We start from the raw sequence: 12052 nt of genomic DNA on the forward strand, positions 1-12052 counted from the left end.
AGCTGCTTTATGAAACGATCGTTATTTAAGGCACTGTGAACCATTTTCAAAAAGCACTTTGTTGAGCTTTGCCACATCATAGCCTTTATTTATTGCGTCAATGAGTATGCAATCACGGGTGTTTTTAGGATAAAGCTGAGCTTCACCCGCAAGGGTCAGAAGTCGCTGAACGGTATCAACATCAAGCTTCATTGCAAGTGCGATAGCGATTATCTTATCCTTGCTTGGAAGTCTTGCTCCTGCAAATATCTGGTATCCATATATTTGATTTAGCTGGGATATTCTTATGACCTCTATCTTTGTCATCTTTTTCTTTTTCACAAGCTCACAAAGATAACGTGCAAAATCCTGTCTGTCAAGAGAATCCTTATTGTTGCTTAGAAAACTGTTGATATCATCGCTTCCGTTTAGCTCTTCCATAAGCTGTGTTGTTTTTTTCATGTCACCAGTTCCTTCCTATAATAATTTATTTTTTACATTTTTACATTGGAGATGAGAAATATGTCACAAAAAAGCTTATATGATTTTGAAACAGAACAGATCGACAAAATGTTCGACTGCAAAAACTATCTATTTAAAAACAGCAAGCACGAAAAAGTCATTTTAGAGAGTGACACAGGTGTAAAAATGGTGCGGCACATTATCTATAAGCCTGCTGACGTTTCTGTATATCAAAGGCTCGCATTGATAAATAATCCATATCTTTGCCGTATCTACGAGATCTCCGAAAGCACTGAAGCGTATACTATCTATGAAGAATTCTGCGACGGCATGACTCTTACGGATTATGCAAACGGCGAAACACTAGCAGAACACGATGCCCTGAACATTACCTGCTCCATATGCCAGGGATTGTATGCTCTTCACAACAGCGGCATAGTTCACCGTGATATAAAGCCTGATAATATTATAATATGTGACGACAATAATGTCAAGATTATAGATTTTGATATTTCTAAAATTTATAAATCCAATCAACGCTCTGACACCCAGACTTTGGGAACTGTAGGCTTTGCCGCACCTGAACAATTCGGTATGCAGCAATCTGACGCAAGAACAGATCTCTATTCTCTGGCAGTGCTTCTGAACGTTCTTTTGACAGGTGAACACCCGTCGGTCAAAATGTGCGAAAACAAGAAAATTCTGAAAGTCATAAAGAAATGCCTTTCTATCAATCCAGACGACAGATATAGCACTGCGGAAGAGCTATACAATGTGCTTAATAAGATCAGGAGAAAACTAAAATATGAAAAAATGTCCTAATTGCGGAAGAATTCTTCATGACGATTCCATTTTTTGCTTTGGATGCATGAGCGAAATAAACAAGAGGCAAGAAATAGTTCTCGCTACCCCCAAAAAAGTGTTTTTAAAAGCAAAAATAGCCACACCAATAATCGCTGTGGCATTAGTATCCGCAACTGTTTTCGGGGTGTATACTTATAATAACAATGGTGATAAGACCACGGCTGTGAAAAAAAGCACACCTCGATCTGCTGCCACTGTCACCACAAATACACCTGTGACAACTACTCTGCCTCCCATCACCACTGTCATGACTACTACCACAAAAAAGCGTGAGCCTGACAAGGCTGCCCTTGCGTCAGATATTGCAGAAGGGGCGGCATTAGCAGAGTCAAAAGCCGCCGCAGTCACCACCACTACCACAACAGAAAAAGTGACTGAGCCTGAGACAGAGCCTGAGATACAGCAGGATATACCGCAGGAAAACAAAGAAGATACTCAGCAGGACGAGCCTGTCGAGCCTGAATATTACTCCCCTGATGGTGCAAGTCAGATGACCCTTGACCTGCTCGATTATGTAAATCCTCTCCGTGAGAAATATGGTCTGCCGCCGTTTCACGCAAGCGGACAGCTTAATGAATGTCTGCAAAAGAGCCTGTATCAAATGGACGACTACTGCCAAGGCATTGGCAACGTATACGAACATCTCTCTGAGGTCGGTCTGCCTAACAACAGCAAAATACGACAATTCACAGCAAACAACAGCTGTGTTTCAGACTATGACGAGGCATATACAGAGCTTTTTACTTGGTTAAAAAATAATGCAAGCTTCGGTTTCTCTTACGGTGACAATCTGATCAACGGCTTGGAAGATTACACATATCTTGGTGTTTGCTTTTTCCATGATGATATAGTTCAGGAAAGAAAAGATCATATGTGGAATGACCCAGATAATGATGAATACGAATCTATGCCGCTATATCAATGCTATGTTTATGTTATGAAATAAGACGACAATATCCGACTTGAAAACTGCGTCAAAGTATGGTATAATACTTACACAAAAGTGTGAAATAATCTGCAAAAAAAGAGGATAGCTATGGACGAACATGTAAATAACAGCAACACGACTGAAAACACAGACAAACAGCCATATAACAACTATGACTACTCTGATGAAGAATACGAAAGAATGCGCATTGAAATGGAAAAACGCCGTGCCGAAAGGCGTGCAAGAGAACACAGGCGTGTTATGAAAAACCGTATCATTGCCATAGCAATTCTTTTGGTGATAATTTTTGTGATAGTGAAAGCCTGCGGTGGAAAGTCAGACAACAAGCCTGTTGCTGATTCATCATCACAGACCGAAAGCACAAAGCAGGCGGAAGCAAAAAACACCACCAAAAAGAAAACCTCCGACAACAGCAAAGCAGAAGAAACAAAGCATAAGATAGAGCAGTCAAACGGCATGACCTTTGTTGACGGTATTCTTATTGTGAACAAGACCTACTCCCTGCCATCAGATTATGCACCGGGCGTAAGCACAATTGCACAGAACGCCTTTGACGAAATGGCAGCTGCAGCGGCTCAGGACGGCATAACACTCTTTGTAAATTCAAGCTATCGTTCATATCAGGATCAGGAGTATCTTTACAACTCCTATGCCGCAGAGCGTGGCACAGAAGCCGCAGACGAGGTATCTTCCCGTCCGGGACATTCGGAACATCAGACAGGTCTGACCTTTGATGTTAACACCACCGAGGACAGCTTTGCAGGCACTCCCGAAGCCAACTGGCTGGCTGAACACTGTGCAGAGTACGGATTCATTATCCGCTACCCTGAGGGAAAAGAGGATAAAACAGGATATGTGTATGAACCGTGGCATATCCGCTATCTTGGCAAGGAAAAAGCCGAAGCGGTCACAAAGAGCGGACTTTGCCTTGAAGAATATCTTGGCATCACCTCTGATTACAAATATGCTGAAGATCAGAACTCTTCAAGCCTGAACACTTCCGACACCCAGTCAAATCAGTCTGACGGCTACACAGACGGCTATTATCAGGACAACACAAATTACAATTATCAATACTGATACAAATACAAAGCGGACAGCCACGGGAAAGTGGTTGTCCGCTATTCTTTACCTTGTCATACGGGACGTCGAGAACGCCGTCCCCTACAGCCAAATATCCGTTACTTGTTTTCTGAGCTTTCTGTGCTATCAGAGCTTTCCAAACTGCTGTCATCATAGTGGACAGGCTCAGTTGTAAGACCCTTATCTCCTGCCTCTACGGCTTTCTCAGTCATATCATCAACTATGCGTTTGAAAACTTTGAACGCCTTATCATAATTCTCCTGCATAGTTTCCTTAGAGTCGCCCAAAGTCTTAACCGGCGTTCTCATTGAAAGGTGGATATCATTCGGCATATTCTCGAAGTTAAGCTCCTTTGCCATGATCTCCATGTTCCAGCTCATACCCATATCATCAACATACTTGTTGTTCGGAAATTCCTTTGGCAACTCAGGAGTCATTATTGACTTGAACTCCTCGTCAGTGTTTGAGTCTGTTATAACAAGTATAGACTCGCCCCCCTGAAGCTGTGCCAAGAACTTAGTGCTGTTCACGTTCTGCTGCTGATAATCGTCGCTGTGAGAATTTAGCGGAATCATAATGACCTCAACATGGACATAACCATTGCCGTCAAGATCGTCCGTGTATTTTTCAAAGAACTCCTCCAGTTCCTCCTGACGTGTTTCCAAGCCGTTGTTTGCGATCATAAGCACTGTCATGTCAGCCTTTTCACGCCTTGCAGCGTCAATAAAAATAAATGCCGCCACCGCTATGATAAATATTGCAAAGATTATCCACACCTTGTTGTGATAAAAGAAATTCTGCACCTTTTCAAAGCCATGAAGCTCTCTTATCTGGTCATGCTCTTCCTTTATGGAAGACTCGCTTTCATCAATAACTCCGCTTTTGAGTTTCATAAGCTCGATACGCTCCTGAGCAAGCCTGCGTTCACGTTCCTTTTCTTCCTGACGTTCACGCTCACGTCTTTCAGCTTCCGCCTGCTCTAAAACCTGCCTTTCACGCTCCTCAGCCTCACGCCTTTGCTGAGCCAGCGTGCGCTCATACTCTGCGTCATCAGCGTCCTCCAACAGACCCTGACCCTCCAGACTTTTGTCGAGCTTTGATATATTAATGTCCTTTTCGTCTTTTTTTGACATATCACTGCCGTCCTTTGCGAGATATTTTATATCATATTAGTATAAACCAATAATATTAACTCCGTATTAACAAAAAAGAGATAGCATTTTCATGAAAAATGTCTATATACAATTAAAGATAAAATGTGTATAATATACATAAATCAAATAAATTAAGTTGTGATAATAACAATTTAGTGAAAAGAGGAGAGATAGCAATGCTTGAAAAGATCATACAGAAAAACACAGAAAAACCAGAGATATCCGAACAGCTAAAAGCTCTGAGAGAACAGCTCACCCTGCTTGAAAACAAGATAAAGACCGCAGGAGTGCCTGTTATAATCACATTTGACGGCTGGTCTGCCGCAGGAAAAGGCTCGATGATAGCAAAGCTCATACGCTCTCTTGACCCACGTTTTTACAAGGTGGTGTCATTTCGTGCGCCAAACGAGCAGGAAAAGCGTATGCCATGGCTGTGGCGTTACTGGCAGACGCTGCCGAAAAAGGGCGAGTTTCTTATCCTTGACCGAAGCTGGTATCGTGACACTGTGAACGCCTGTATGTACGGCGAGATAGACAAGGACACAAGGGACACACGTCTTGAAGATATCTGCACCTTTGAAAGGCAGCTTACAGATGACGGATATGTTATCGTGAAAATTTTCCTGCACATTACCGAAGACGAGCAGAAAAAGCGTATCGAAAAGCTGGAGAACTCCTCTGTTACAAGCTGGCGTGTGGAAAGCCACGATATAAAGAACATGGAAAAATACGATAAGTTTTTCCGCAGATATGACAAAATGCTTGAAAGCACAAACACGGCATTTGCTCCGTGGACTTGCGTTGGGGCAAATGAACGTGCCTCTGCTGAGCTTGAAGTGCTGACAGCGGTCACAAAGGCAGTAAGCACTGCAGTTTCCGCCAAGGAGAAGGGCGAACATTATATTCCCGAACCACAGTTTGACACCTGCGGATACAATTATCCTGAATATAAAACTATTGAAATGCCTGCTCTTGCAGAAGTGGATATGAACAAATCCCTTGACGAAGCGGAATATGAGAAAAAGCTGAAAAAATATCAGGACAAGCTTTTCAAGATGCAAAATCTCTGCTATCAGAAGAAGATACCTGTTATAATATGCTATGAAGGCTGGGATGCAGCAGGAAAAGGCGGAAATATCAAGCGTATTGCGGCTGCCCTTGATCCAAGGGGCTATGAAGTTCACCCTATCGCTGCACCCGAACCGTCAGAGCTTGCAAGGCACTATCTATGGCGTTTCTGGACACGTCTTGAAAAGAATGGTCACTTTACTATCTTTGACCGCACATGGTATGGCAGAGTAATGGTAGAGCCTATCGAAAAGCTCACCCCCGAAGAACGTGTGAACATGGCTTATCGTGAGATAAACGAGTTTGAAAGCCAGCTTCATGATTGGGGCGCAGAGATAATAAAATTCTGGGTGAATGTTGATAAAGACGAACAGCTCCGCCGTTTTAACGAGCGTGAGAACACGCCTGAAAAGCGTTGGAAGATAACCGATGAGGATTGGCGCAACCGTGAAAAGTGGGATACCTATGAGAAATATGTTGACCGCATGATAACACTTACCTCCACAGATATAGCACCATGGACGATACTTGAGGGCAACGATAAAAAATACGCCCGCATAAAAGCACTGAAAACTATTGTGAAACGCCTTGAAAAGCGTTTGGAAAAAGAAGATAAATAAAAAAAAGCGGCGAAGCGTAATGCTCCGCCGTCTTTTATTTGCCGTCAGATCAGCATCCGCAGCCGCCGCAACCATTGTCGCAGCCACAACCACCGCAGCCGTTTCCGCAACCACCACAGCCATTTCCGCAACCGCCGCAGCCACAGCAGAATATGAGAATAAGGATAATGATCCACCAACAACCGCCAAATCCACAACCGTTCATAAATGAAATCTCCTTTTTTATTAAGATTTATAAAGCTGAAGCTTTGCTCCGTTGCTTTATATTACAGTTTATGACGCAGAGAAAAATGTGTTACAAAAAAATCTGCAAGGAGAATTTGTCCTGTGCATAAGAATATAAAAGCGATAAAAATGCGAGAATAACAAGACGCAAAACTGTCAAGAATGTAGCTAAGACAAAGCTTTGTCTTAAACATTTTAAGGGGTGAATTTTATGAACGAACAGTTTTTTGATAGCGATAGCTTTACACCAAGGGCAAGAGAGCTTGTGAAAAATGCCGTCACTCTGGCAGGAAGCTGGGGGCATACTTATATCGGCACTGAGCATATCCTGCTCTCTGCCGCCTATGAGGAGGACTCCACAGCCTGTGCAGTGCTTCTGCGCCACGAGGTCACAGCTCAAAGGATAGAGGAGCAGATAGAATACATCATAGGCAGAGGCACGCCATGCCGTCTTACGAAAAATGACATCACTCCTAACGCTGCCGCTGTTTTAAAAGGTGCAAAAAGGCTGTGTGAGAGCATGGGTGGCGGTATCGCAGGAACGGAATACATTCTTGCTATGATACTCCGCCGCAGCGATTGCTGTGCCTTTGAGATATTGCAGCAGTTAGGGGTGAACTGCAACAAGATGTACAACGATTGCTCATTGTCAGGCAACGAGCCTAATATTTTTTCAGACAGAAATTATCCCAAGCTAAAGACCCTTGAACGCTACGGCAGAGAGCTTACACGCAAAAGCGAGTGCGAAAAATTCGACCCCTGCATAGGCAGAGAAGCTGAAACAGAACGTATCATGGAGATACTCTGCCGCCGCACAAAGAACAATCCCTGCCTTGTAGGTGAGGCAGGTGTGGGAAAGACCGCTGTTGTGGAGGGGCTTGCGAGAAAGATCATGCTTGGAGAAGTGCCGTCTGCGTTATCCTCAAAGCGAATCTTCTCCCTTGATATAACTGCCCTCCTTGCAGGAGCAAAATATCGTGGTGACTTCGAGGAGCGATTGAAAAGCTGTATGGACGAAGCCGCAAAGGCTGGAAATGTGATACTTTTCATTGATGAGCTTCACAACATAATGGGTGCAGGAGCGGCAGAGGGTGCAATAGACGCTGCAAATATCCTGAAACCACAGCTTGCAAGGGGCGGTCTACAGCTCATAGGCGCAACGACTTTTGAGGAATACCGCAAAAATATTGAAAAAGACTCAGCTATGGAGCGACGCTTTCAGAAAGTGAAGATAGATGAGCCTGATCAAAGCCAGACCTGCCGTATCCTCAGCGGTCTTATAGACAAATATGAACAGCACCACAGCGTTGACATCTCCCCTGACCTTATCCCATATGCAGTTAAGCTTGCCGCAAGATATGTCACCGACAGATTTTTTCCTGACAAAGCAATTGATATCCTAGACGAAGCCTGTGCCTGTGCGGTCATAGAACAAAGCGAAAACAATTCTGGTGAGAAAATATCAGACGCTTTCAACGATTATGTGAAAGGCAAGCTCACCCGTGACGAATATCTCACCGCCATAACAGAGTGCCGCCCAAAGCGCATACCACTTGAAAAAAGGCACATTGACAGCGTTATTTCATCGCTCACAGGCATAAACTGCGCTGATATCGGACAGGACGAAGCCGCAAGGCTCACAGGGCTTGAAGATAAGCTAAGCGAAAGCATTGTTGGACAGCAGACGGCTATAAAGTCACTCTGCTCTGCCGTCCGCCGCTGTCGTGCAGGGCTAAAGGTCAGCGACCGCCCCATGGGAAGCTTTATTTTCTTAGGGTCAACGGGAGTGGGCAAGAGCCAGCTTGCAAAAGATCTTGCCAAAACGCTTTTTGGCAGAGATAATGCCATTGTAAAGCTTGATATGTCAGAATACATGGAACGCCACAGCGTTTCAAAGCTCATAGGCTCGCCCCCTGGATATGTTGGCTTTGACGAGGGTGGCAGGCTCACCGAACAAATTCGCCGCAAGCCCTACTGTGTGCTTCTTCTTGACGAAATAGAAAAGGCTCACCCTGACATCTACAACCTGCTTTTGCAGATACTAGAGGACGGCTGTCTTACCGACTCCGCTGGCAGGACAGTTTCTTTCTCCAATGTCCTTATAATAATGACCTCGAATATCGGCGTGAAAAAGCTTGCCGAAACCAAGGCCGTGGGCTTTTCAAACAGCAAGTCAAATGGCGAAGCCAAGAAAAAAGCCATGCTCTCAGAGCTTAAAAGCTTTATGTCTCCCGAGCTTTTAGGCAGGATAGATGAGGTGATTGTTTTTAACGACCTTACCCTTTCCGATATGGAAAACATTACACGCCTTGAAATATCCGCTCTTGAAAAAAGGCTCTCTGAACTTGGCTGTACACTCGCCTGTCAGCCAGAGGTCTACCATTTTATCGCAAAGCAGGCACTTTCAAAAAGCGGCTCTGCACGAGAGATACGCCACATAATTACCGCCCTCATAGAAAATCGCATAAGCGATATGCTTATCTCCTCCGCCTGCCGTGACTTTTCTGTTTGCGTATCTGAAAACACCTTAACTGTCGCACAGCACCGCAGACAACTGTGTTCATAGAAATTTTACAAAGTATAGTTGAGGGATATTTTACAAAAGCCCGCCCATATGTTATAATATTTTTATATTGTTGCCCAAGCGGCAAAAGGAGGATAAAAATGTCTGACAGAAAATACAAGCTATATTCCGACTCCACCTGCGATCTGTCGGAGGATATATTAAAAAATATGGACGTGACGCTTCTGGACTTATCTTTTGAAGTAAACGGTGTTGTAAAGAGCAAGAATGACATGACGCTGCCTGAATTTTATTCCCAAATGCGAAACGGAGCAGTAACGAAAACATCGCAAATAGGTATCTCCGACTATGAACAGGCTTTTGAAAAGGAACTTGCCGCAGGCTATGACGTGCTTTATCTTGGATTTTCGTCAGGTCTTAGCGGAAGCTTCAACACTTCCTGCATTGCAAGAGATAGCGTAATGGAAAAATACCCGGAAGGCAAGATAATCTGCATAGACTCCCTCTGTGCTTCAACAGGCGAGGGTCTTTTGCTCATAAAGGCTGACGAAAAGAAAAAGCAGGGTCTTTCCATTGACGAGCTTGCCCAGTGGATCACTGACAACAGGCTTCACCTATGCCATGTTTTCACAGTTGATGACCTGAAATATCTCCACCGAGGTGGCAGAGTATCAAAGACTGCCGCCATAGCAGGCTCTATTCTTGGCATTAAACCGCTTCTCCACGTTGACAACGAGGGACATCTTATCCCAGTTGGAAAGATACGAGGCAGAAAGCAATCCATTGAAAAGCTTGTGGATATGATGTGCGAACGCATGGGAAATTGGGATAATTCCACAGTAGCCGTCTGCCATGGCGACTGCCTTTCAGACGCAGAATATGCAGCCGACCTTATGCGAAAAAAGCTTGGCAAAAAGACCACTGTGCATATCTGCTACACAGGTGCTGTTATAGGCTCACACTCAGGACCTGGAACTCTCGCTCTGTTCTTTATGGGCGACCAGCGATAAAAATACAATACAAAAGCGGACGAAGCTTTCGGGCTTCGTCCGCTATTTTTATATGTGATATCAAAGACCCTTTGCCTTTTTCAAAGTTATACCATTATCACCAAGAGGGATAGCGTGGTCAAGTCCAACAAATTTTCCGCTCTCCTGCCAAAGAACTTCCTTGACAAAATCGTACTTTTCCTCGTCCCATGTAACAAAATCGTCCTTTACAAGTCCGCCCGTATCACCTGAGTTTGCATTGAAGCACCAGAAAGTGTGATTTACATGATTGTCCTTTATGAGCTTTCTCATGTAGGTCATCCAAGTTAGGTTAGGCTCTGTCATAAAGCCGCCCCACTCGCCTATAAGAAGCGGTGCGATATCCTGATCCTGAATGTAGAACCAGTTGTCTTTCCAGCAATCTTTCATAAGGCTCTTGTATGTGTAATCCCCCTCGAACCAAGGCTGCTGATAAACTGTCGGACCATAGTCGTGCGGCGAGTAAACAAGCTTATTCTGATATTTGCCAAGGTCGATAGGATAGTCCTTTACGCCCCTGAGATTTCCGCCCCACCAGTTGAAATAGTAATCATCACTGTTGGTGGAGGAATAATCCCCGTTTTTCTTGATGTTCTTAGGGTATATTTCGATACCCTCGACCATTATAAGCACATTAGGATTTTTCGCAAGCACCTTGCTCGCTGCCGTTTCAGCCACATACTTCCAGTTGTTTGCGTCCTTTGAATCATTCCATATTGCCGCAGCGTCACCCTCGTTAAGCTTGCCGTGAGGCTCGTTTTTCAGGTCAAATGCAACGATAGTGTCATTGTCCTTATATCTGTCGGCAAGCCACTCCAAAGCATGGTAATAGTCCTTTACAGTGACCTTGTCAGTATACCACAGATTTACAGTATGACCGCTGGCATTGGTTTCCGCTGAATGGATATCAGGCATTACTTTAAGACCGTTTTCCTCCGCAAGCTTGAGAAAATAATCAAATATCTCAAGGCTGTTCATAGAGTTCAGCTCTTCATTGTACGCGTTATTGTAGTTCGCCTTTGGATATTCGCCCTCTGACCACTGGTTGATAAGCTCCGCTGACATAGGCACTCTTATAAGATTGAAGCCATGGTCTGCAATAGCCTCCACCGATGACACAAGCTCGCTGTTCCAAAGTCCGTCAAAGGTGTTAGTGCCTGTGTTGTAGCCAAACCAGTTCACGCCCGTGAGCCAAACCTCTTTGCCGTCCTTATCAAGTATCTTGCTTCCGTCTGTGTGAAGCCAATCATCACCCTGTTTAGCCTTTGAGGTACGCTTTAGAAGCTTTTTAACGTCCTTTTCCGTGACCTTTTTGTCATTATTCTGATTATTGTTGTTATTGTTATTATTCTGTGATACCTTGCCCTTTTTAACAGTACACTCCACACCGTTTAGCTTTGCAGACTTAACATTGAGCTTTGTTCCAGTTCCGATATTACAGCCGATAGAGGTCGAACCGCCCTTTGCGATCTCGCCATTGTAATCAACATTTGTGACCGTGAGTTTGTTGCCCTTGACCTTAAAGTTGCCGTTCCAGCCGTCACAGCTTTTGAGCTGGTCTATTTCAAGCTCCAGCGTCCACTCCTTGAGGGCTTCGTCGGAGTTGTTCTCAATGCCTATCTCCATGCCCGTCATGACCTTGTCGCCGTCCTGCCAACTATTGTCCCCTGAATAGGAGATGATAAAGCCCTTTTCCTTTTTATCGTCCTTGCTTTCCTGAGAGCTTTCCTCCTCATCAGCATCAGGCTCGTCCTCGCTTTCGTCAGCCACAGAGTCCTCCTCACTGGTATCATCAGTTTCTGAAGTCGCCGCAGAACTGCTCTCCGCCTTTGAAGCAGAGCTGTCCACGTCTTTTTTACCTGACGTTGCCACCAGTATCAGTGCAATAACAAGCCCCACTATAACAGCGCCCATGCCTGCAAAAGCGATGATAAGCTTTTTGTTTATGCCCTTTTTGCCCACATTCTCCTGCTGGCTGTTTACGTCTTTTTTCTCATCACTCATAAGCTTTCCCCTTTATTTTTGATTTTTACATATTTTGGTTTTGTCAATATCACTTGACACATTTTATTCGAACAAGAATTATGCAGCGAGAA

General features: G+C 44.3%; 10 protein-coding genes. 6 read left to right on the forward strand and 4 right to left on the reverse strand.

All coding sequences use genetic code 11. The annotated features are described in order from the left end of the window. Positions 1-21 precede the first annotated feature (21 nt). The gene (locus DW938_RS07090; RefSeq protein WP_022288517.1) at positions 22-441 is read right to left on the reverse strand and encodes a hypothetical protein; all 420 of its coding nucleotides are present in this window, start codon (positions 439-441) and stop codon (positions 22-24) included. Positions 442-501: 60 nt separating this feature from the next. Here DW938_RS07090 and DW938_RS07095 point away from each other — a divergent pair, with 60 nt between their 5' ends. The 3 genes from DW938_RS07095 (at position 502) to DW938_RS07105 (ending at position 3334) form a co-directional block, all read left to right on the forward strand. Then, positions 502-1263, forward strand: coding sequence for a serine/threonine-protein kinase (locus DW938_RS07095; protein WP_051706340.1), 762 nt, complete (start codon positions 502-504; stop codon positions 1261-1263). Beyond that, a complete protein-coding gene (locus tag DW938_RS07100; protein ID WP_118124330.1) occupies positions 1247-2251 on the forward strand; it encodes a zinc ribbon domain-containing protein in 1005 nt (334 codons plus the stop codon). Before DW938_RS07095 ends, DW938_RS07100 begins: the two co-directional genes overlap by 17 nt. Positions 2252-2341: 90 nt before the next feature. Then, positions 2342-3334 carry a M15 family metallopeptidase gene (locus DW938_RS07105; protein WP_242992432.1) on the forward strand — a complete coding sequence of 331 codons (993 nt, stop codon included), beginning with the start codon at positions 2342-2344 and terminating at the stop codon, positions 3332-3334. A 101-nt stretch (positions 3335-3435) separates the two neighbouring features. Here the strand turns inward: DW938_RS07105 and DW938_RS07110 are convergent, their stop codons facing one another. Further along, complete coding sequence (locus tag DW938_RS07110) at positions 3436-4470, reverse strand: hypothetical protein (RefSeq protein ID WP_118124331.1); 1035 nt, start codon at positions 4468-4470, stop codon at positions 3436-3438. Between the two features lie 197 nt (positions 4471-4667). Between DW938_RS07110 and pap the strand changes: the two genes are divergently transcribed. Continuing rightward, positions 4668-6179, forward strand: a complete 1512-nt coding sequence (gene pap / locus DW938_RS07115; protein ID WP_118124332.1) for a polyphosphate:AMP phosphotransferase — start codon at positions 4668-4670, stop codon at positions 6177-6179. A 49-nt stretch (positions 6180-6228) separates the two neighbouring features. Here the strand turns inward: pap and DW938_RS14755 are convergent, their stop codons facing one another. Further along, positions 6229-6384 carry a hypothetical protein gene (locus DW938_RS14755; protein ID WP_022288524.1) on the reverse strand — a complete coding sequence of 52 codons (156 nt, stop codon included), beginning with the start codon at positions 6382-6384 and terminating at the stop codon, positions 6229-6231. A 231-nt stretch (positions 6385-6615) separates the two neighbouring features. Here DW938_RS14755 and DW938_RS07120 point away from each other — a divergent pair, with 231 nt between their 5' ends. After that, a complete protein-coding gene (locus tag DW938_RS07120) occupies positions 6616-8970 on the forward strand; it encodes an ATP-dependent Clp protease ATP-binding subunit (protein WP_118124333.1) in 2355 nt (784 codons plus the stop codon). 98 nt (positions 8971-9068) lie between these two features. Then, on the forward strand, positions 9069-9938 hold the full coding sequence (locus tag DW938_RS07125) for a DegV family protein (protein WP_117891273.1): 870 nt from the start codon (positions 9069-9071) through the stop codon (positions 9936-9938). A 60-nt stretch (positions 9939-9998) separates the two neighbouring features. Here the strand turns inward: DW938_RS07125 and DW938_RS07130 are convergent, their stop codons facing one another. Next, positions 9999-11960 (reverse strand): cellulase family glycosylhydrolase, encoded by a 1962-nt coding sequence (locus DW938_RS07130; protein WP_118124334.1) that lies wholly within the window; start codon positions 11958-11960, stop codon positions 9999-10001. Between the last annotated feature and the right edge of the window lie 92 nt (positions 11961-12052).

Origin of the sequence: Ruminococcus sp. AM43-6, assembly GCF_003461785.1 — a bacterium.
GTDB lineage: Bacteria > Bacillota > Clostridia > Oscillospirales > Ruminococcaceae > Hominimerdicola > Hominimerdicola aceti.